Annotated in this window: 18 protein-coding genes; 9 read left to right on the forward strand and 9 right to left on the reverse strand. The window is 34.9% G+C overall.

Annotated elements, in window-relative coordinates; all coding sequences use genetic code 11:
* The first annotated feature begins 96 nt into the window (after positions 1-96).
* On the forward strand, positions 97-1,230 hold the full coding sequence (locus AC07N0_RS19485; RefSeq protein WP_494590604.1) for an acyltransferase family protein: 1,134 nt from the start codon (positions 97-99) through the stop codon (positions 1,228-1,230).
* Between the two features lie 8 nt (positions 1,231-1,238).
* Here the strand turns inward: AC07N0_RS19485 and AC07N0_RS19490 are convergent, their stop codons facing one another.
* Positions 1,239-1,763, reverse strand: coding sequence for a DUF7935 family protein (locus tag AC07N0_RS19490; RefSeq protein ID WP_494590605.1), 525 nt, complete (start codon positions 1,761-1,763; stop codon positions 1,239-1,241).
* Between the two features lie 178 nt (positions 1,764-1,941).
* On the opposite strand from AC07N0_RS19490, the gene AC07N0_RS19495 reads away from it, so the two are divergent.
* Complete coding sequence (locus tag AC07N0_RS19495) at positions 1,942-2,235, forward strand: HesB/IscA family protein (protein ID WP_309919815.1); 294 nt, start codon at positions 1,942-1,944, stop codon at positions 2,233-2,235.
* Between the two features lie 24 nt (positions 2,236-2,259).
* Positions 2,260-3,147 carry a Ppx/GppA phosphatase family protein gene (locus AC07N0_RS19500; protein ID WP_492799134.1) on the forward strand — a complete coding sequence of 296 codons (888 nt, stop codon included), beginning with the start codon at positions 2,260-2,262 and terminating at the stop codon, positions 3,145-3,147.
* A gap of 47 nt (positions 3,148-3,194) precedes the next feature.
* Here the strand turns inward: AC07N0_RS19500 and AC07N0_RS19505 are convergent, their stop codons facing one another.
* The 4 genes from AC07N0_RS19505 to AC07N0_RS19520 form a co-directional block, all read right to left on the reverse strand.
* Positions 3,195-4,139 (reverse strand): aldose 1-epimerase, encoded by a 945-nt coding sequence (locus AC07N0_RS19505; RefSeq protein WP_494590606.1) that lies wholly within the window; start codon positions 4,137-4,139, stop codon positions 3,195-3,197.
* 80 nt (positions 4,140-4,219) lie between these two features.
* Complete coding sequence (locus AC07N0_RS19510; RefSeq protein WP_494590607.1) at positions 4,220-4,993, reverse strand: TIGR02757 family protein; 774 nt, start codon at positions 4,991-4,993, stop codon at positions 4,220-4,222.
* A 229-nt stretch (positions 4,994-5,222) separates the two neighbouring features.
* Positions 5,223-6,164 (reverse strand): septal ring lytic transglycosylase RlpA family protein, encoded by a 942-nt coding sequence (locus AC07N0_RS19515; protein WP_494590608.1) that lies wholly within the window; start codon positions 6,162-6,164, stop codon positions 5,223-5,225.
* The gene (locus tag AC07N0_RS19520) at positions 6,154-6,903 is read right to left on the reverse strand and encodes a DUF4905 domain-containing protein (RefSeq protein WP_494590609.1); all 750 of its coding nucleotides are present in this window, start codon (positions 6,901-6,903) and stop codon (positions 6,154-6,156) included. The genes AC07N0_RS19515 and AC07N0_RS19520 overlap by 11 nt, the downstream gene beginning before the upstream one ends.
* A gap of 91 nt (positions 6,904-6,994) precedes the next feature.
* Between AC07N0_RS19520 and kdsB the strand changes: the two genes are divergently transcribed.
* Positions 6,995-7,771: a 3-deoxy-manno-octulosonate cytidylyltransferase gene (gene kdsB / locus AC07N0_RS19525; RefSeq protein WP_309919836.1), complete on the forward strand. Its 777-nt coding sequence runs from the start codon at positions 6,995-6,997 to the stop codon at positions 7,769-7,771.
* Positions 7,772-7,820: 49 nt separating this feature from the next.
* Here the strand turns inward: kdsB and porX are convergent, their stop codons facing one another.
* The 3 genes from porX to AC07N0_RS19540 all read right to left on the reverse strand — a co-directional run bounded on the left by porX (position 7,821) and on the right by AC07N0_RS19540 (position 11,235).
* Positions 7,821-9,392 carry a T9SS response regulator signal transducer PorX gene (porX, locus tag AC07N0_RS19530; RefSeq protein ID WP_494590610.1) on the reverse strand — a complete coding sequence of 524 codons (1,572 nt, stop codon included), beginning with the start codon at positions 9,390-9,392 and terminating at the stop codon, positions 7,821-7,823.
* Between the two features lie 105 nt (positions 9,393-9,497).
* Positions 9,498-10,484: a DUF1028 domain-containing protein gene (locus AC07N0_RS19535; protein WP_494590611.1), complete on the reverse strand. Its 987-nt coding sequence runs from the start codon at positions 10,482-10,484 to the stop codon at positions 9,498-9,500.
* Between the two features lie 76 nt (positions 10,485-10,560).
* Positions 10,561-11,235, reverse strand: coding sequence for a cell division ATP-binding protein FtsE (locus AC07N0_RS19540; protein WP_492799127.1), 675 nt, complete (start codon positions 11,233-11,235; stop codon positions 10,561-10,563).
* 363 nt (positions 11,236-11,598) lie between these two features.
* Here AC07N0_RS19540 and AC07N0_RS19545 point away from each other — a divergent pair, with 363 nt between their 5' ends.
* Entirely contained in the window at positions 11,599-14,016 is a 2,418-nt protein-coding gene (locus AC07N0_RS19545; RefSeq protein WP_494590612.1) for a TonB-dependent receptor, read from the forward strand.
* 373 nt (positions 14,017-14,389) lie between these two features.
* Here AC07N0_RS19545 and fsa read toward each other — a convergent pair whose 3' ends face one another.
* Positions 14,390-15,046 (reverse strand): fructose-6-phosphate aldolase, encoded by a 657-nt coding sequence (gene fsa / locus AC07N0_RS19550; RefSeq protein ID WP_492799125.1) that lies wholly within the window; start codon positions 15,044-15,046, stop codon positions 14,390-14,392.
* A gap of 466 nt (positions 15,047-15,512) precedes the next feature.
* Between fsa and AC07N0_RS19555 the strand changes: the two genes are divergently transcribed.
* The 4 genes from AC07N0_RS19555 (at position 15,513) to AC07N0_RS19570 (ending at position 21,869) form a co-directional block, all read left to right on the forward strand.
* On the forward strand, positions 15,513-16,244 hold the full coding sequence (locus tag AC07N0_RS19555) for a tetratricopeptide repeat protein (protein ID WP_494590613.1): 732 nt from the start codon (positions 15,513-15,515) through the stop codon (positions 16,242-16,244).
* A gap of 167 nt (positions 16,245-16,411) precedes the next feature.
* The gene (locus tag AC07N0_RS19560; RefSeq protein ID WP_492799123.1) at positions 16,412-16,774 is read left to right on the forward strand and encodes a transmembrane 220 family protein; all 363 of its coding nucleotides are present in this window, start codon (positions 16,412-16,414) and stop codon (positions 16,772-16,774) included.
* 577 nt (positions 16,775-17,351) lie between these two features.
* Positions 17,352-18,224, forward strand: a complete 873-nt coding sequence (locus AC07N0_RS19565; protein WP_492799122.1) for an ABC transporter ATP-binding protein — start codon at positions 17,352-17,354, stop codon at positions 18,222-18,224.
* A 12-nt stretch (positions 18,225-18,236) separates the two neighbouring features.
* Positions 18,237-21,869: an ABC transporter permease/M1 family aminopeptidase gene (locus AC07N0_RS19570; RefSeq protein WP_494590614.1), complete on the forward strand. Its 3,633-nt coding sequence runs from the start codon at positions 18,237-18,239 to the stop codon at positions 21,867-21,869.
* Positions 21,870-22,090: the final 221 nt, after the last annotated feature.

Genomic DNA, 22,090 nt, shown 5'->3' on the forward strand with positions numbered 1-22,090 from the left:
TACAATTTATGAAAACTTGGAGAATTGAGATTGAATAGTGTAATTTGCAAACACTTCAAGTTGTATAAACTATAAAAAATAATCCTATCAAAAAATATGATAAAAACTCGAATTACGTTATTGGATAGTTTTAGGGCATTGGCAATATTATCAGTAATGCTTTTTCACTATTTTTCACGAAGAATACCGCCTTTATATCCTGTTTCACTCTATCCCTACAATAATGACTACGATTATTTCAGATGGGGCTATTTGGGAGTAGAATTCTTTTTTATCATTAGTGGCTTTGTAATATTTTTCACGCTTGATAACACACAATATTTTCTTTCCTTTTGGAAGAAAAGATTAATGAGGTTATTGCCTTCTATGATTATTGCCTCAATAATTACCTACGTTATTTTCAACCTTTTTGATACTAATAATATATTTTACAACAGTCATCAGATAGTTAATTTTATACCGAGCATTACTTTTATTCATCCAAATTTATTGAATACCCTATTCAGTAAATTTAATGTAGAACTCCATTATTTAAACGATTCTTATTGGAGTCTTTGGCCTGAGTTACAATTCTATTTCCTTTCTAGTACCATCTATTATTTTAATAAAGAGAGATTTCTTAAAAATTTCATGCTGACTTCAACTATTTTGGTTGTTGTTAATTTCATCGTTGTGAATGATTTCAAACTAAATATTAATTTATTCTCTTCAGGCTTAATACGTATTGCTTTAATTCCATCTTTTTTGATGGATTATTCAAAATGGATGCAAGAGGGCTTTAACTTAATCACTTATTTGCCTTTCTTCGCTATTGGCGTTTTGTTTTATTCCTTATTTAAAAACAAGCATAACAACATTGTAACACCTCTTTATATCAAAATCTACCTCCTATTTTTCTCGTTATTTATTATTTATTCAGGCGTTAATTTCACTACAAAAGCTATCTATATAGGTATGTTTTTGTTATTTTTCTTATTTATTTATCTCCCAGATAAGCTTGCTTTTTTTGAAAATAAAGTATTGAGCGATATTGGTGAGTCTTCCTACTTTTTGTATTTAATCCATGAAAATACGGGCGTTTTAATAATCTATTCATTTGGTGCTTATTTTTCACCATTTGGTTGGATTTTTACGTTACTCACTATGCTAGCGTTGATTGTGCTTAGTAACCTATATACTTTCAAGATTGACAAACAATTGAATCGTTGGTTGAAAAAGAAATTAATGTAGCGCCAATCCTACATAAAATTATTACGCATCTCTTGTTTTAAGAATTTTAGGGCGTCGTCTGAAGGAGCAATATTTTTTGACATTACTACTTCAAGAATACGCTTTGATAATTCGAGCGAAGGGGCATTTGGGTCGATATCTTTGGCTGATAAATTAATCAATGCTACTATTTCGTTCATGGCATTTTTGATGTTTAACCAAGCCTCATCACTCATATATACTTGTTGAGCAAGGTTATGCGAAAACTCTTCTCTGATTTCAGCCAGCATCAATTGTTGAAATGCTGCAACGGTGTCAACTCTCCCCGATAAACGAATTAATAAATTATTCGGCGAAATTCTTTCTAAGAACAAAGCCATGCGTTCGTAGGCCTGTAAACGAATTGGGAGGATTGTTTTCGCTGTGTCGGCTTTAATATTTAATTCTTTTTGTACTAATTCTTTTTTCAAGAAAGAACTGACTGTTAGATACATAGCCCATAAAACTAACACAGCGGGGAGTAAAACCTTTATTAAATCAGCAACTAATTCCATGATGTTGGGGTTTATTATTCACGATAATCCTTCAAAAATAAGTAATTTTGCCCAATGAAATTACCCTTTAATAAAGGAATCAATATTAAAGGCTGTAAATTGATTGAATTGGAAAGTGCTTTTTAGCTGTATTATTCCAAGTCAGTCACTGTTTACTTATTCATTAATGCTAAAATCAATGACAGATACTAAAATTATTCCCATCAATATTACTGAAACTGCCAAAACAGAGGTAATCAGGGCTTTGGGTATAAAAGGCATTCCTGAGAATTATTTTTTAAGAGTTGGTTTGCGTGGTGGAGCGTGTAGTGCTACTTATTTGATTGGCTTTGACAAAATGACTGAACACGATGAGCTTTACGAAATCAACGATTTGAAAGTGTTAATAGACAAGCGCCATTTGATGTATTTAATAAATATAGAGCTTGATTTTGAGGAGGAAGGAAATGGCTTTACCTTTAACAAATTATAATATTATCATTCAAAATTATTATTCATGAAAATTGCCGCAATTGACATCGGCTCGAATGCCGCCAGAATGCAAATCTCAAGAGTGCTGGAAAACGATGGTAAAATAAGTTTTAAAAAAGTAGAATACGTTCGTTTTGCTTTACGTTTGGGACATGATGTATTTAATGACGGAGAAATCAGCCCTGAGTCTGAGGTAAGAATATTCAAATTATTAAATGCCTATAAACTTTTATTAGACTTACACGAAGTAAAAGATTATATGATTTGTGCTACTTCTGCCATGCGTGAAGCAGGAAATGCCGAAGCTGTGATTACCCGTATCCATAAAATTTTGGATATGAAAATCAACATCATCGAAGGCGCTAAAGAAGCTGAACTTATCAACGACGTAGTAGTACAAGCCTTGGATGATGCTAATTATTTGCACATCGACGTAGGTGGAGGTTCGACTGAGCTGAACATTTACTCGGAAAGAAAGAAAATCGCTTCAAAATCTTTCAAAATTGGCTCTGTCCGTTTGTTAGAACATAAGGAAAAAGAGGGCGACTGGGATAAAATGCGTAGATGGATTGAAAGCAATATTGATGTAAAAACAGCTAATATTACCGCTGTAGGTACTGGTGGAAACATTAGTAAATTATTCAATATTTCCCCTAATCATCAAGATGCTACTTCTATTAGTTATGAAGAATTGGTACGCTTGAAAAACTATGTAGCGTCGTTTACTTACGAAGAGAGAATCAATAAATTACGATTAAACGCCGACCGTGCAGATGTAATTGTTCCCGCCGCACAAATCTATTTATCAGCAATGGAATGTGCAGGGGCTAAAAAAATATTTGTACCCGATTTAGGTTTGAAAGATGGTATCATTCAGATGGTATATGAAAGAATACAACATCGTAAAAAATAAGGATATAAAAATAGGGAAGAACATTTAATTGTCCTTCTCTATTTCTTTTACGATAAAAATACACCACAGCTCACTTGATAGGTTTCTTCAGCTGACAAAGTCAACAAGCCATCTCCAGAATTATAAGCGTTAGTATTGCCCGTCATTGGCTCTATAGCCACACAATCGCGTGTTGGTGGAATATAAACAACCATAAAAGTAAATTGATTATCCAGTCCTTCTTGCCAAACATTCACAGAAACATTCTGTTTAGGAGAATGAAGCACAGCCGTAATTTTCTCAGCCTTTTTAACTGTAAAAACAGCATCTAGGATTTGATTGTCCAATGCAATACCTCCGCTAAAATCAACGGGCTTTTTACTGATAGAAATCATCTGTTGATCAGGAATAGACTGTTCTGCTGCAGGAAAATCGATATGCCAATCGTTGGCATTTTCACCTTCGATTTTAAAATATGGGTGCCACCCTAATACCATTGGCATTTTTGTAGAGCCTGTATTCTTGATAGTATACGTTATCTTAAAACCTTCAGTATTTGATAGTGTATTAGTTATCGTTAACACAAAAGGAAAAGGATAACCAACATGATTGCCTTTATATTCAAACTGTATGACAATGCTTACTTTAGTGTCATCTACCTCTTCTTGAACAACTTCAAAATTTGCAAAAGCCACAAATCCATGAATAGCGTTATGTAGTCCTACTTCATTAATCGGTAATTGATAAGTAGTATTTTCAAAGATATATTTTCCATCTCGTACTCTGTTTCCCCAAGGAAACAAATGTGCTGATGGATAAGTTGCCATTTCATTTACCAATTGCTCGTCGGTATCCGCTCCAGCTATTACATTGAAAAGTTTGCCTTCTTTCTGAAAAATCATTTTACGGATTGTGCCTCCGAATGCTGGCAAAATATTCACGGCTTCACCCGTTGCAGGATTGGACAAAATGTACTCTGTAAAACGTCCAAATGGCTCTTTGATAATTTTCATCTTGAAAGATATTGTTAACGCTATTGTTTACTATTTTAAAAAACTCAATGCTCAAAGCTAAATGCTCATTTCTACGTATTTTACATTTCGCCTTCTACTCCTAAACCGAACAACGCAAAATCATATTTTACAGGGTCTTTGGCATCGAGCAATTTCAAGTTTTCAGTTAATTCTACTGCCATTTGCCAATCTGGTTTTGGTCTTTCAACTAAGCCTAATTTACGTGCTACTCTCTCTACATGAACATCACAAGGACAAATGAGTTTTGAAGTATCTAAACGATGCCAAATACCAAAATCAACCCCATGACTATCTTTACGGACCATCCAACGCAAAAACATATTCAGGCGTTTACAAGAAGAGTTTTTCAGGGGTGTGGCAATGTGTTTTCTTGTTCTTTCTGGATAGTTTTCCAGACTAAAGAAAAGCTCATGAAAAGACATAAGGTTCTGCTTGACATTAATTTGCTCTGATGACGTATATTCAACCAGAAAACCTTCTTCTAAAGATTCGTATTTTTGATAATAATGACGAAACCAAGCGATGAAATAAAGGGTATCAATATCGTTGAAGGTACGATGTTTGAACGATAGAAACGGTTTGAGGTCTGAATCTTGATGATTGATGATAAAATCATGAGGGCTACCATCCATCAACGTTATCAATTCTTTACACTTATTGATAATGGTTTTTCTTTGACCCCACGCCAATACGGCTGACCAGAAACCCATGATTTCGATGTCTTCTTTTTTGGTAAAAAGATGCGGAATAGAAATTGGATCGTTTGGAATAAAATTAGGCTGATTATACTTTAAATACTTTTCTTCTAATAAATCTGCGACGTAGTTAGTCATTTTTGAAGGGGAAATATAAAACTAGTGGGAATGAGTCAACTGATTCATTCCCACTAGTTTATTTAATTCTTGAAGCAACAAATGCGATAATCTTAGATGGAATAGAAAAAATCCATACTAAAACAGTATATAAAAAAGCAAAAGTTGATATGGCTGGAAATGCTAATGCGTAAAGAACATTAAACACGATATGCCCAAAAGTAATTTGTCTTTTATTGCGTCGCATTTTTTAAGGGGTCATATAATTAAGCTCTGCTCTGATTCTTTTTTCAGTAGGATTCAATTTTTCAAAAGCTCTTGGTGAAAGTTTAATAATCACTTTATCGCTTCCTAAATCTGGCAATTTTCCTACTACTTTTACCCAGATACTTTGCCCATTAGCAACATTTTTTACATTAATTAAAGTTCCAACTCCTGCAGAACGGTGTAATGCTAAATATTTCCCTGAGTTATCTTCTACATCAATCAACTCTGCCAATCCCGACTCAATAGTTCTTCTATAACCTGATGCTGTTCTTACTACTTCTGATGATGTTTTTACGTCATTAGGTAAAGGTTCTTCTGTTTTAGCCGTTATTTTAGCGTGTTCAGGAGCATCAACTGGTTTGTAGATTTCTGTTCTAGGTACCTCAGTTCTAACTTGATTATCAGCGTATCTTTTACTTTTTTCGTATTCTTTTGCATCTACAATCAGCACTTGTCCAGCCGTTAATTGGTCGCTGGTTAAGTTATTCCATCTTCTGATGTCAGCAATTGAAATTTTGTATTTATTCGCAATACCGTATAACCCTTGTCCATATTCTACAGTATGTGTGGCAGATTTTGGTGGATCTGGTGTCAATATTGCAGTACTATGATTAGCGGATGTCCTTGCAGGAACAGTATACGTAGTAGCTTTGTTATAAGGCACTTTTATCTGTTGCCCAATATTCATATTCTCCGATACTCCTGGGTTTGCCGCTTTGAATTCAGACATTGAACTTCCGTATTTCCTCAGAATAGAATACAGAGTTTGTCTGGGTTCTACTTTATGAATTACATAAGTTTTTCCATCTTCTTTACGTACTGTAACTGAATCTAGGCTAATTTCTTTTGCCAAAGCAGAAGTATATGTTGCTGACAAAAGAAAGATAGAGACAATCTTAGCAACGGACTTAGTGTTATATTTCATATCCGATGAGTTGATTTTGATTTTTAATATATAATAAAATGCTAGATTTCATTGAAAAGGTATCTATTCCTATTCCCTCACTTTCAGCAATAAAATCATGCAGTAGAATTTGTTTCTCTTTATTGGTTACTAATAAATAGTTTTGGAATTGGTTTCCTCTGTAAATATAGTAAGAAATTATAATTTTGTCATTGACTTCAAGATAATCTACCCCATTTTGGGCTTCAATATTTATTAATTGGTAAAGGAATCTAAAAATCGTTGGGAAATACGGACTTGAATCGGGATAATGCCTAACCAAATGCTCATTTTGGTCTGGGACAAAATCATAAAATGGCACTGATGCTATTATAATTTCCTTGTAAACTGGCATATTACTTTCATCTAACTGATAAAGCACTAAAATATTGCCATCACAACTAAAGAAAATCCAATCCTCTATTTTTTCTTTAATTGCACAACTATCAATGTTGATAACGACTACTCCCAAAGGTTCAGGTTTTTGTTGGTCTGAGTATTTGTGTAAGATTAAATGATTTCCAAATATGCCTACTAAACCCAACCACCACGATTTTTCAGGAGAAAAGTCTTTCCATAAAATTTTGCCCGTTTTTAAATCCAATGCAGAAAAGCTTACTTGTCGGCTAGTTTCATCCCTTATTTCCAACACCATTTTATCATTAAAAAAGGCTGTATTCCAAATTTTCCCACCGAAAGCTTCCTCTATTTTTTTTAGCATAAATTTTATTGTTATTTTACATTTTAATTTGAATCTTCGATTACAAGTTTAAACATATATTTTTGCAATTTCATCCTAATCCAATTTATCAGTGTTAAAAATATTAGGTATTATTCCTGCTCGCTATGCTTCCACACGTTTCCCTGGAAAGCCCTTGGTAGATATTAACGGAAAATCCATGATTCAACGTGTTTATGAACAAGCCTCAAAATCTAATCTGCTCTCAAAGGTAGTAGTTGCTACAGACGATCAAAGAATTGTTGAACACGTAAAAAGCTTTGGGGGCGAAGTAGTGATGACTTCCTCTAAACATCCAAGCGGAACTGATCGCTGTTTCGAAGCATTACAAATTGTTTCAAAAACCGATCGAAGAAAAGAGGGCAAAGAATTCCAAAGATATAATTATGTAATCAATATTCAAGGCGACGAGCCTTTTATCCAGCCCAAGCAAATTGATATTTTAGTTAAATGCCTGACCAGCAAAACCGAGTTGGCAACATTAGTAAAGCGTATTGAAGACGAGGCTACTTTATTTAACCCTAACACGCCTAAAGTTATTTTCAATAATTTCAACGAAGCAATTTACTTTACCCGACAAACTATTCCCTATCTGAGGGGCATCGAAAAAGATAAATGGCTAAATGCTCACGATTATTTCAAGCATATCGGTATTTATGCTTACAGAGTAGATGTATTGAAGAAAATCACAAAATTACCTGTTGCTCTTTTAGAGAAAGTAGAGTCTTTGGAACAACTGAGATGGCTTGCTAACGGCTTTAGAATTACCATTGCCATAACGCCCTATGATAGTTTTGGGATAGATATTCCTGAAGATTTGGAAGAAGCACAAAGAAAAATATTTTCATAACATAAAAAGAGCTGTGGAGTAATCGTCCACAGCTCTTTTAGTTAATAACCTACTTTGCCGTCAGATACACAAATGGAATAATACATTCTTCTAACGATATTCCTCCGTGTTGAAAAGTGTTCCTATAATGACTTACATAATGATTGTAATTGTTTGGATACGCAAAGAAATAATCTTCTTTAGTAAACACATACGTTGTAGATACATTTACTTTTGGTAAGAAAAAACGCTCTGGTTTTCTACAAACTAATAAATGGTTTTCCTCGTCCCAGTTTAAGTTTCTACCTTGCTTATAACGTAAGTTGGTATTGACAGAACGGTCGCCAACAATCTTCACTGGATTCTGTACCCTAATCATCCCGTGGTCAGTAGTGATGATTAATCTGCCTTTTTTGTCAGAGATTTTCTTTAATAAATCAAACAAAGGCGAGTGGGTAAACCAACTGGCTGTCAAACTTCTATATCCTGACTCATCTGGGGCAAGTTCTTTAATCATTGCCATGTCTGTTCTCGCATGCGACAACATATCCACAAAGTTGTAAACCACTACATTCAAATGATTTTGAAGTAGCTTTGAGAAATTTTCAACCAAACTTTTCCCTTGGTTGTTATGAATGATTTTGTGATAAGATGACTTTACTGCAAAAGGCATTCTACTCTTACGAATTTGTTCTTGAAAGAAAAATTCTTCGTGCTGATTGAACCCTTCTTCATCTTCGTTATCCCCAATATCTTGTACCCAATGTTTAGGATATTGTTTTTCTATTTCAGAAGGCATCAAACCCGAGAAAATAGCGTTTCTAGCATAAGCCGTAGTAGTAGGTAAAATAGAATAATAAGTCGATTCTTCTTCCACCGAGAAATAATCCTGAATTAATCCTTCTAATACTTTCCATTGGTCAAAACGCAAGTTATCTATCAATACAAAGAAAAGAGGAGAATCTTCTCGGAGCAATGGGAAAACCTTTTTTCTCATCAATTGATGCGAAAGAATAGGATTATTTCCTTTAGGTTCATTCAACCAATTTTCATAGTTATCGGTAATAAATCTTGAAAAATTAGCATTGGCTTCCGACTTCTGCATGTTCATTACCTCTGCCATCGATTTGTTTTCAGTCCTGTCGATTTCCAATTCCCAGAAAAGCAATTTCTTATAAACATCTGCCCATTCAGCGTAGTCCATTTTGTCTTGATAGCGCATCGCTAATTGACGGAACTCTTGCTGATAAGACAAATTGGTTTTCTCTTCTTCGAGGCGTTTTTTATCTAAAATTTTCTTTACAGAAAGCAGTATTTGGTTAGGGTTCAATGGTTTAATCAGATAATCAGCAATTTTAGAACCAATTGCCTCTTCCATAATATCCTCCTCTTCTGATTTCGTAATCATTACAACGGGTAAATTAGGCTTCAATTGCTTTATTTTTGGAAGCACCTCAAGGCCTGTCATACCGGGCATATTTTCGTCGAGAAATACTACATCAAATTTCTTTTTTTCTACCTCCTCTAAAGCATCTGCGCCAGAATTAACAGGTGTAACATCATACCCTTTTTGGGTCAAAAACATAATATATGGTTTAAGCAAATCGATTTCGTCGTCTGCCCATAGAATTGAATATTGCATAATAAAATTGATTGTTTTCAAGTACTACAACCCGTACTGTACTTTTAAAAATGTAAAATACAGCATTTTTATTGCTGTATTTTGTGTTAATTTTAGTTAAATAAACTATTTAGTTAATTCCTTCAAATCCAAGTCTGATACCTTTAATAAACCCAATTTGGGTAAACGTTTTGTCATTTCTCGCCAATTAGGCTCTTTGGCATATATTTTCTGAAGCATTTCAGATGCCTTTATGATACCCTTATTATTCGCCATTGTAATGGCTGTCCAATATTGCATTTCAATGTTATTAGGCAGCAGCTTCATAGCGGCGTTATATTCCTCCATGGCTTTTTTCATATTACTGGTTTCTGTCGCCAAATCTCCAGCATCCATGTGGTCGTATGCTCTGCGAACTTTCAAAAGTCTGGCAAGCTCTACTAACGGAGACTGGTGGTCATCTACTCTTAAATCCACCAGATGGTCTTCATCCCACGGTTTGTTAGTTGATGTACCTTTTACAACCAATAAGGCGGCAGATTGTTTTCCTCTGATGTCCCCTCCTACTGCCTGTCCCGCTTCTAATGCTTTCAGTACTCTTTCTGCCAAAGGCAATCTCCAATTATCTTGAAAAGCTTTTGACATGGCAGATGGTACTTTATTATTAAGCATCATATTACTCTGAACAGAATAATTAGTTCCTTTAATATGTCCAGCAAAATCTACACAATTTTTACCAGTATGCACCGCTACATTACCCTTTGCATCGACAATACCTACCTGACGAACCTCTTTTCCACCATCATTTGATAAAAGAATATCCAAAGCTTCCTGTGCCGTTTTCCCACTTTTCAACAATGCTAAACCTCTTATTCCAAATGATTTATTCACAAAACTTTGTGTAGCAATCACCCCAACGCCAGCTTGTCCCCACGAAACGGCAGTACCTACACTAAACCAGTGGCTTTGTACGCCAACGGCCATTTCGCCCGTCTTACTATCGCGAGCAACAATGGAAAAGGTATGAGCGAAAGGCTCATGTTTTTTGTTAAATTGAGCAAAAGTATTACTGAAGAAATACAGAAATGTGATACATAAAAATGTTGTTTTCATAGGTCGAGATATTATTAAGTGTGTTTAAAGTTGGTATTTCAAGGTAAAACATTACTATTTACAATCAGGCATTTTACTATTGTTCCTTTACTTGTCCGTTTTCACATTTCAAGATTCTAGCAGGGAACTTGCGTATCATATCAAAGTCATGCGTTGCCATTAAAATGGCTGTACCAGCTTTGTTAATTTCATGAAAAAGCTCTAGGATTTGCCCCGAAACTTCTGGGTCTAGATTTCCCGTTGGCTCATCTGCAAACAGTATTTGTGGTTCGTTCAATAAAGCTCTGGCTATTACTACTCGCTGTTGTTCCCCTCCTGAAAGTTGGTGTGGCATTTTATCACGAGACGTTGACATACCCACTTGCATTAATACTTCAGCAACTCTTGCTTTCATTTTTGCACTATCACTCCACCCTGTTGCTTCCAAAACCCACATTAAGTTCTCTTGAACATTTCTATCCATAAACAATTGGAAATCCTGAAATACAACCCCAATTTTTCGCCTAAGGAAAGGGCGGTCGGCTAACTTTAATTTTTCAATAATAAACCCTGCCACTTTGGCTTTACCTTGTTGTAGCCAAAGATCAGCGTATAATGTTTTTAGTAAAGAACTTTTTCCACTTCCCGTTCTTCCTATCAAAAAAACAAACTCTCCTTTGTTGATACTAAAGTTAACGTCGCTTAAAACTACGCGTTCGTTTTGATATACAAATGCACTCTCAATGACAACTACGGGTTCTGATGTAAACATTTTTTGCTTGCTATGTTATTTTTTCAAATATACTGACAAAATGATAACACTTAACTATTTTTTGTGTGTTAGTCTCCTTATTTACGATAATCTCCCTCTCCCAAACATCTTCTGACATCGTAAAATCAACATTCATTAGCTATTTTTCAACTTGCTGTATAACGTTTTTAAATGCCCCCAAAAGTATCTTATTTATCAACAACAAACTTACCTAACCATTAATCACCTGATTTACAAGGTAGTTGCTTTGTAAATTTTTAAAAATTAGCAATATTTTTATTATTTTATACTAGCTAATTAATTTTTATGCTTTATATTTGAATAATTTTTAGACTAATCTAAATTATTAATTAGAAATACAAAATGAAAAATTTCTCCAAACCGATACTTTATTTAATCATGGCTAGTTTTGTTTTCACCAAAGCATATAGTCAGCACGCCATTTCTGGGAAAGTAACGATTACCGAAACCAATGAAGCCGTCATTGGTGCCAACATTTATATTCCAGAATTAAGAACAGGGACAAATTCTGACGTAAATGGCTTTTACCACATCAAAAACTTACCGAAGGGTGATTTTACGATTCAGGTAAGCTATGTTTCCTTGAAGACCATTACACAAAAAATAAAAATCCAAGATACCATTCATCAAAACTTTGCTATGGAAAGTGCTGCTACATCCTTAGAAGAAGTAGTAGTGACAGGAGCAGGCATAAAAACATTGGTCAAAGAAAGTCCAGTACCCATTGCCGCACTTTCTAGGGCTCAATGGCTACAAAGTACTTCAACCAACTTGGTAGATGCCATTGTAAAATTGCCTGGAGTTTCACAAATCATGACTGGCCCAACACTTTCAAAGCCTATTATCCGTGGGTTGGGTTTCAATAGAGTAATCACAGTGCATGATGGTGTCCGTCAGGAAGACAACCAATGGGGCGAAGAACACAGCTTACATATTGATGAGTTTTCGATAGAACGATATGAAATCATCCGTGGGGCGGGATCACTGATGTATGGTTCTGATGGTTTAGGAGGGGTTATTTCCGTAATATCACCCACCCCAACAGAATCAGAAAAAATTAATGGAAGTGTTTTATACAACTATCAAACAAATAATGGCTTACACGGATTTTCCGTTAATCTGGGGGGAAATAAAAATGGGTTGGTCTGGACAGGAAGATTGAGCAATAAAAATGCAGGGAATTATCAGAACCCTTATGATGGATTGGTCTATGGTTCTAAATTCAGAGAGCTTGATTATTCTGGTATGATTGGATTGAATAAGAAATGGGGCTTTTCGAGGATATATTTTTCAAAGTTTGGGCAAGATATTAATATCATTGACGGCATGAGGGATAAGCAAGGATACTTTACCAAACAGGTATTAATTAACGGAAAAGCAAACGTTGAAAGAGTATCGGAGGAGGAATTAAAAAATCCTGCTATCAATCCATCTAATTCGCAGTCGTTAACTAACTACAAAGTATCTTGGAACAATTATCTAATGTTGGGTAGAAATACTTTCAGCTTGAATTTGGCTTATTCTCAGAATCACCGCCAAGAATATGGAAATGTACTAAAACCTTTTGAAGCTGATTTATATTTTTTCTTGCAGACACTTTATTATGATGCAAGGTTTAATTTGGCAGAGAAAAACAATCTTGAAATTACGATTGGTACTAATGGGATGGCTCAAACAATGAACAATCGTGGGAATGAAACATTGTATCCAGATTTCAATTTGTTAGATAATGGCATATTTGTGTTTGCAAAAAAGAAAATCAATCGATTATACATGAGTGGTGGACTTAGATTCGACCTCCGCCAGTTGGATATTCATAAACTGTATATTGATACAGAAGGTAGATTTCAAACCAAACCATCTGCTAATACTACTGAACGTTTTGTAGGTTTTAACAAGACATTTCAAAACGCCACAGGAAGCTTTGGAGCAGTTTATAAAATCAATAATTTATTATCCGTAAAAACAAATGTTGCTCGTGGTTTCAGAGCACCCTCTGTACCTGAAATATCCTCAAATGGCGAACACGCAGGTACTTTTCGCTATGAAATCGGTAATATCAACCAACAATCAGAAGTATCCTTGCAAAATGATTTAGGACTTACTTTTGAAAATAGTTCGCTTTATATCGATGTCAACCTGTTCAGTAATCGCATTAATCATTATACTTTTTCAGAGCGTGTTCAGAATATCACAGGAAAAGATTCTATTATCAATGGTGTGCCTATGTTCCGTTATCAGCAAGGAAACGCACGTTTATTGGGCATGGAAGCTGTGGTTACTTATAACCCTGCCTCAGCACGATGGTTTAGTATTACACAAAGCTATTCTTCAGTGAATGGGGTAAACCTTTCAGCAAAAACTGATTCTGCTAAATACCTTCCTTTTATGCCTCCGCCAAGATGGTTGAGTAACATTAAACTAACAAAGAACAATTGGGGGAAACATTTAAGAGGCGCTTACTTCTCTGTAGAATTAGAGCATAACCAACAACAAAACAATGCGTTGTTGGCTTATAATACTGAAACAAAAACACCTGCTTATTCTCTTATTAATATTGGCACGGGTGCTACCGTTACCAATCAAAAAAAGAAAGCCTTATTCGCTATTTATCTAAATATTAATAATCTATTGGATAATGCTTATCAAAGCCATCAAAGTAGATTGAAATATTTAGATGTTAACCAGACTACTGGTAATCGTGGGGTTTATAATATGGGTAGAAATATGAGTGTAAAAGTGTTAGTACCGATAAATTAGCTTTTTCAGCTTTGAGATGTGAGCTTTGAGCAATGAGCTTTTTTGCTTTCAGATTTCGGTCATCGGCTATCGGGTACCTTATTTTCTAGCTTTGAGATGTAAGATTTGAGCAATGAGCTTTTTTTGCTTTCAGATTTCGGACATCGGCTATCGGATAGCTTGTTTTTTAGCTTTCGGATTTTAGCCTTTGGTGATTTTTATTTTCACAAGCTGATTGATGACCGAAAACCGACATCCGAAAGCCCAAACAAAAAAAGCTCTTCAAACACTAAAGTCTGAAGAGCTTTTTTATTGTTATTTATAATTCCGATAGCCGAAGGCTAAAAAACTCATTGCTCAAGGCTCAAAGCTGATTGCTCAAAGCTCAAAGCTACTAAGCATTAGTCTTAGCATGGTCAGCTAAGAATTTCGCTAAACCGCTATCTGTTAATGGGTGGTTTAATAATGCTAACATCGCAGAAAGTGGACCAGTCATTACATCAGCACCGATTTCAGCACATCTGATAATATGGATTGGGTTACGCACAGATGCTGCTAAGATTTCAGTATCAAAACCATAGTTATCATAAATTGTACGGATTTGCTCGATTAATTGGATACCATCAAATGAAATATCATCTAAACGACCAATAAATGGAGAAACATAAGAAGCTCCTGCTTTAGCTGCCAATAAAGCTTGACCAGCAGAGAAAATCAACGTACAGTTTGTTTTAATTCCTTTTTCTGAGAAATACTTAAGTGCTCTTACTCCGTCTTTAGTAATCGGAATTTTCACTACTATTTTCTCGTCTAATTCTGCTAATTCTTCTCCCTCACGAACCATTCCTTCAAAATCAGTTGCGATTACTTCCGCAGAAACATCACCTTCAACAATATCACAAATTGCTTTATAATGTTTAAGAACGTTGTTTTTACCGCTGATTCCTTCTTTTGCCATTAAAGATGGATTAGTAGTTACTCCGTCTAATACACCTAAATCCTGAGCATCTTGGATTTCTTTGAGATTGGCTGTGTCAATAAAAAATTTCATGTTGATATGTTTTTTGAGAATTATGTTAATTTAACGCTATATGAAAATCGAAAGGAAATTTCAGATGGAATCACGCTGTCTTCAATCTGTCATTAATACTTGTTACAAAATTAGGAAAAGCATTTGAGAATGCAGAGAATTATTTAATAAAAATTATAACAGTATAGAACAGTTGTTTTTGCTTTACTATGTTACAAAGATATTTAATATGAAGATTGTTGAAGAGCACTGGATGGACATAAAACAAAAAAAGGCAAATTCACCGCTACAACCTGCCTACCCTTGCTTCGGTCAAGACCTGGGGGATTCGGAGGGAGCTGGTAATTTGCCGTCACAAAGATGGCAGGTTTTGTTGTTTTTTCAAAACCTTCACCGCAACTTTGAGGAAATTTTTCTGATAAAATCTAGTCAACTTTGACTGATTAATAGGATGACCTTTTGATTTACAGTTAATTAACTTAACATTATGACACTAAAAAATATTTTAAAAAAAATTACATTTTCTCTCTTTTTAGCCTCTTTTTGCTTTTTTTTAGTGAATTGTACGGGTTCAGCCGATGCTTTTTTAGAAAAAGCGAAAGAACAATTGAAACAAGGTAAGCCTAGAGAAGCCATTGAATATCTGAATCAGGCTATCGACAAAGACCCTGCCAATGCCAAAGCTTTTAACATGCGTGGTGCTGCTAATTTTGAATTGAAAGATTTTACTGCGGCATTATTAGATTACGAACAAGCCATTAAACTAGACCCTAACAATTACCAACCATACTTTAACAGGGCTTCAGTAAAAATGGAAAAATCGGATTGGGATGGAGCTTATGAAGATTGTACTAAAGCCATTGCAATACAGCCAGACACCGCAGAGCTATACGTTAAAAGAGGTATTATTTTAGCAGCCTTACATAAAACAGAAGAAGCCATTGTAGATTTCGACAAAGCTATTCAGATAGACCCTAAAGAAACCAATGCTTTGTATAACCGTGGAAACATCTATTTTCAATTAGGCGAATTAGACAAATCGTTAGAAGATTTTACCAATGCTGTAAAAGCTGATAATAAATTCGCCAAAGCGTATTATGGTTTGGGCGTAGTTCAACAAAAAAGAGGGAACTCAAATGACAGTTGTTTGAGTTTTAAAATGGCGAGCCGTTTGGGCTATACAGATGCTAAACAGGCTATTGAGACTTTTTGTAAATAAGTTTTTAGCTGTAAGCTATAATTTAGCTATAAGCTTTGAGCATTAAGCAATGAGATTTAAGTACTTGCAGGCAAGCTATACTATGCAAGCACATGTATTAACTCAAAACTCTTCACTCAGCACTCGAAACTCAAAAAACTCATCACTCACAAATCACAACTCAAAAAATGAAATACCTCGGCATAGTTTTTACCATGATTTTCTTATTGTTTGCAGGCTGGCAATATAATGACCCTGACCCTGTACTTTGGATTCCGATTTACTTAGTGGCTGCTTATTGTTCATTAAAAGCCTATCAAGGTAAAAGCAATCCTGAATTGCTGGTAGTGGTAGCTATCATGTCTTTTGTGGCGGGCTTGAATAGTTGGTTTCAAATGACTTCATGGGAAGGCTTTTTCTCAGAAGGTGGTGGCTTATCAATGAAAACCATTAATCAAGAATTAGCCAGAGAAGCTTGTGGACTTTGGATTTGTACTTTTTCTTTTCTGTTGTATTTAGGGATGTACTTTTTTCAACCTAAAGCGAAATAGCGTTTTTCAGTCATACAAGCTCATCAAGCAAATATAAGTCCTACCTAATTTTAAAATTATAAACATGAATGATATCGAATTTTCTAATAAAATAGTGAATTTTAGAAGATTTCAAAAACTTTTGGAGTTATACTCGTCCTTACTTTTTGCCTTGATGCAAAAAGTAACAAAAAAATCAAGAATTCCTAAACTCGCTCCGCTCAAACAGTAGGAATTCGATTTTCCTCAATCATAAAACATGAGTCATTACAAATTTTTAAATCATAAAAAAAGCGATCTAAATTAGTTTTTAGACCGCTTTTTTGTGATTGATGTTCCCTGAATTCCTACTGTTTGAGCGGAGCGAGTTTAGGAATTCTTGATTTTCTTTTGTTACTTTTCTTTCATCAAGGAAAGAAAAGTAAGGACTAGACGGTAATAAATCTAAAAGCTCTAAAACTTATTATTCCAAAGCAAAAAAACGAGATGATTCATATTTGCTTTTTTGCCATTTATCTAATCATCAATGTTTTCATCACATTCTGAAAAATAAATGGAGGTAAAATGTTAATTTGTATAAAATTAAACTCCAAACTTTATGCAACTAACGATTACAAACCTAAATAAGACGTATTCCAACGGTGTTCAAGCGCTCCAAAACGTAAATTTAACAATCAATCAAGGCATGTTTGGTTTATTAGGCCCAAATGGGGCGGGTAAATCCTCTTTGATGCGAACCATAGCAACCCTCCAAGAAGCAGATACAGGCACGATAACATTAGGCGATATAGACGTATTAAAACAAAAAGAGGAAGTACGTAAAACCTTGGGATATTTACCACAAGAATTTGGCGTATATCCTAAAGTAGATGCCATTACGCTATTAAACCATCTAGCCGTTTTAAAAGGCATTACCAATGCCAAAGAACGCAAAGAATTGGTAGAATCATTACTTCAAAAAACTAATCTTTGGGATGCTCGCAAAAAGAATTTGGGTGGTTACTCAGGCGGTATGAAGCAACGCTTTGGCATTGCTCAGGCTTTATTAGCGAACCCTAAACTAATTATTGTCGATGAACCCACCGCAGGACTAGACCCCGCCGAACGTAACCGTTTTTTAAATCTTCTATCAGAATTAGGCGAAAATACGATTGTGATACTTTCAACCCATATTGTTGACGATGTGAAAGAGCTGTGTCAGGATATGGCTGTGTTTAACAAAGGGCAGGTACTTTATAAAGGAAATCCATTTGATGCCATCAAAGAAATAGAAGGAAAAATATGGCGTAAGCGTATTCAAAAGACTGAATTAGAGGAATATAAGAGAAACTATACATTGATTTCTGATAAACTGATTGGAGGGTCACCTGTGATACACATTTTAGCAGATAGCAATCCTGATGGCACTTTTGATGCTGTTGAAGGAGATTTGGAAGATGTTTATTTTACGAAAATTTTTGCTAATGCCTAAACCGATAATACTATGTTTTTAGAGATTTTACGTTTTGAATTTAGCTATCGAAAGAATAGAGCGGCTACTTATTTGTATTTTTTTATATTATTCATGTTGTGTTTCGCGGCTGCTACGTCAAAGTATGTAACAATTGGCAGTTCTGCTGGCGGACAATTACAAGCCAATTCGCCTTACTCTCTATCATTCATGACAATTATCATGACTTTCGCCGTAACTTTTATCAGTTCGGCGGTGATGGGTGTAGCCGTTTTGCGTGATTTTGAACACAAAACTGAATCATTGATGTTTACCACTACCATGTCTAAATTTGATTATTTGATGGGTAGGTTCTGGGGTTCATTCTTTGTGATGGTGCTGATATATTCATCCATTTGGATGGCCTTTATGTTAGGGTTTTCAATTGGTAAATTCTTACCTTGGGACCCATCTTGGAAAGAAAAAGTAATGCATCCGTTTGATATTTGGCACTATTTTCAGCCATTTATCTTTTATGGTATCACAAATCTTTTTATTCAAGCTACCATTTATTTTGCCGCAGGAACATTGAGCAGAAAGCCGTTGGTAATTTATACACAAGGTATTATTCTATTTGTATTGTATGAAATAACGGGTACGATTACTCAAGATTTGGAGAATAAAGACCTCGCCTCATTAATTGACCCATTTGCTGTAAGGACTTTCCAGATTTATACACAATATTGGACGCCTGCTCAGAAAAACAACCTACTGATTCCTCTTGAAGGCATGATGCTCTGGAATCGTGTACTGTGGTGTAGTATAGGTGTGCTTATCTTGATTATTACTTATTATGCTTTTAGTTTCAATGTGGTTACGTCTTCATGGCTCAAGAAAAAGAAAGTAGTGAAAGAAACACCCTTGGCTATCAAACCAGAAAACGTATTGATTCCAGCGGTACATCAATTCACTAATTTTTCTGCTAATCTTATCCAGCTATGGGAGCAATCTATTTTCTATGCTAAAATGGTTGTAAAAGAAATTCCATTCATTGCTATTGTTTTTGTTGGGTTTACAGATTTAACGATCAACTCTTTTTATTTCGGTGAAATGTATGGAACAAGCTCCTACCCTATTACAGCTAATGTACTGGGCTTTTTAGGCGAGTTCGATTTGTTCTTTTTAATCATCGTTGTTTTTTACTCAGGTGAATTAATTTGGAGAGAAAGAACAGTAAATATTAATTTAATTATTGATGCATTACCCGTACCAGATTGGGTGGGGCTATTTTCTAAATTCTTAGGCTTAATCATCATCTATATAGGTTTACTGTTCTGTTTAGTTTTCTTCGGAGTATGTGTTCAAGTAGCACATGGGTACTTCAATTTTGAATTATCGCTCTATTTCAAAACGTTATTTACCGACGAGCTAATTTTTCTCACAGCGTTTACCTTACTATCTTTCTTTATCCAAACCATTGCCAATAACAAATTAGTTGGCTTTGCCTTGATGTTTGTTTTCTTTATCATCAACTTATTCATGAGTGGCGCTGGTATCGAACACCCTCTGTTTTCATTTAATAGCGGTAGTTTAGGTAGCTATTCAGATATGAATAAATATGGGCACTTTGTATCATCTTTCTCGTGGATGAAACTCTACTGGCTGGCTTTTGTAGGCATTCTTTTTATCCTATCAGTTTTGTTAAGTGTACGAGGAACAGAGGTTTTGATGCAAACACGTTTGAAAATTGGCAAGCTTCGTTTAAGTAAACCTGTTCTTACTTTTGGTATCACTGTACTGATAACCTTCATTGCTACTGGTGTGTATATCTATTATAATACTAACAAATTGAATAAGTATTTTACCAAGGAAGATCAAGATAAGATACAGGCAGATTATGAAAAAACGTTGAAAAAGCCATTTGACAATGCTCCTCAACCTCGTATTGTAGATGTTAATTTAAACGTTGAGATTTATCCCGAAAACCGTGATTTTACTGCCGAAGGTTATTTTTGGTTAAAAAACAAAACAACTAAAACGCTCAATGATATTTATATCCAAAATGATATTCAGCATAACATGAAAATTGAATATTTAAAATTTGAAGGAGGAGCAAAAACTAAAAAGACCTATGATGATTTTGGATTTACTATTTATCAATTAAATAAACCGTTGGCTTCTGGCGATTCTGTCAAGATGAGCTTTAAAACTAAATATGAAACCAAAGGTTTTGTAGCCAAAGGCTCTAATACGGATATTGTCTATAATGGTACTTTTTTCAATAATGGATATTTGCCTTCTTTAGGCTATAGTGATGGATTTGAAATAGGTGATGACGATACCCGTAAAAAATACAAATTGCCTGAAAAAGAGCGGATGATGGAACAGAATAATCCAATCGGACTTTCACAAAGTTTGTTTGGTGATGATTCAGACTATATTCGTTTTGAAATGGTAATAGGCACAAGTAAAGACCAAACGGCTATTGCTCCTGGTTACTTACAAAAAACTTGGGAGAAACAAGACCGCAAATATTTCCATTATAAAATGGATGTGCCGATGGTTAATTTCTATTCGATAATCTCTGCTGACTATCAAATTAAACATGATAAATGGAAGAATGTAGACTTGGAGATTTACTACAACAAAGGGCATGAATATAACCTTGACAAAATGATGTCTTCAATGAAAGCCTCATTCGATTATTTTGATAAAAACTTTGCTCCTTATCAATATCGTCAAATGAGAATCATGGAGTTTCCACGCTATGCTACTTTTGCCCAGTCGTTTGCCAATACCGTTCCATTTTCAGAAGGAATTGGTTTTATCCAGAAAATCAATGACCCTGAAAAAGACTTGGATATGCCATTTTATGTAACTGCACACGAATTGGGACATCAATGGTGGGGACATCAGGTAGCCGAAGCGAAGGTAAAGGGAAATGCGATGCTTTCAGAAACACAAGCACAATACTCGGCTTTAATGGTGATGAAGCATGCTGTTAAACCTGAATTGATGCAAAAGTTCTTGAAATATGAATTGGATAAATACCTTAGTGGACGTGCAAGAGAAAGTAAAAAAGAGCAACCGTTAGCCTTGGTAGAAAGTCAGGGGTATATTCATTATAACAAGGGTTCAGTAGTGATGTTTGCTTTACAAGACTATATCGGTGAAGATAAAGTAAACAAAGCATTGCATGATTTCTTAGCAGATTGGAAATATCCAAGTTCGGATGGCAAATACAAACGCTATCCTACTAGTCAGGATTTGTTAAAGTATTTTAAAGCCGAAACACCAGACTCTTTAAAATACATCATTCATGATATGTTTGAAACCATTACCTTGTATGAAAACAAAACAGATAAAGTAACCTACAAAGTATTGCCAAACAAAACTTATGAAGTAAGCATCAAAGCCATTTCAGAGAAATTCAGAGCAGATAGTTCGGGTAACGAAAAACCAATTGCCCTAAACGATTGGATTGACGTAGGTGTGTATGGTGAAGACAAAGATGGTAAAGACAAATTGCTTTCTATCCAAAAATATAAAGTATCTAAGAAAGACAATACCTTCAAAATAATCGTCAAAGAAAAGCCTAAAAAAGCGGGAATTGACCCTATTAATAAGCTGATAGATAGGCATTCTGACGATAATGTAAAGACGGCTGTTTTAGAGGAAAACTTGTAGTAGAGATGTAAGACTTAAGAAACAAGAATAAAGATTAATGCTCTTCCACTTGTTCTGAAAGGCAAGTGGAAGCTTTGATAATGTAAGGATATTTATCTTAAAGTAATTCTTAAAAATAACTCAAAAAGACCTGATGAAAGATATCGGGCATTTTTAAAAGAACATTACAGAAAAAACCATAGAACATACATTTAATGGAATTACTGATTTATTCCCTTGAA

Source organism: Arcicella sp. GW821-FHT09D11, assembly GCF_059416265.1.